The organism is Streptomyces albidochromogenes (genome assembly GCF_005981925.1).
In the GTDB taxonomy this organism is placed as follows: Bacteria; Actinomycetota; Actinomycetes; order Streptomycetales; family Streptomycetaceae; genus Streptomyces; species Streptomyces albidochromogenes.
Genome location: NZ_VBVX01000774.1, coordinates 1 through 409 on the forward strand (window position 1 = coordinate 1; position 409 = coordinate 409).

1 protein-coding gene is annotated in these 409 nt (G+C 70.2%); it reads right to left on the reverse strand.

The window, feature by feature from the left end:
• Positions 1-409: hypothetical protein (locus E2E34_RS35140; RefSeq protein WP_138905814.1), on the reverse strand; the 409-nt coding region annotated here is incomplete at both ends.

Sequence of the window (409 nt, forward strand, 5' to 3'; positions counted from 1 at the left end):
GTGGATGTGGTGCTGTTCGCCGGTGTCCAGGGCGTTGACCTGGTATTCGTCCACCGTCAGGGGGCCGTTGTCAGTGGCATGCGCTTCACTCTTCAGCAAGGCCCAGGACTGGTCGATCGTGCGCGGCGCCAGGACCGGGTCGGTGAAGGCGACCAGGCGGACACGGGTGGCGGCGGAACCGGGGGTGAGGCGCAGGAGACGGGTGGTGGCGATGAGGAAGGCCGGGGATGTGCCGGTGAAGGCGTGGGCGGGGACGTTGCCTTCGGTGGCGTGAGTGCCGGTCGGGTCGGTACGGACCCAGGTCACGCCGTCGATGGCGGCGCCTCGGACCTGCCAGCTCGCGGCGTGCAGTTCGAGACGGATGGGGCGGCCGAGTTCGTCGATGGCCAGGTCGACGGAGCCCGCGTGG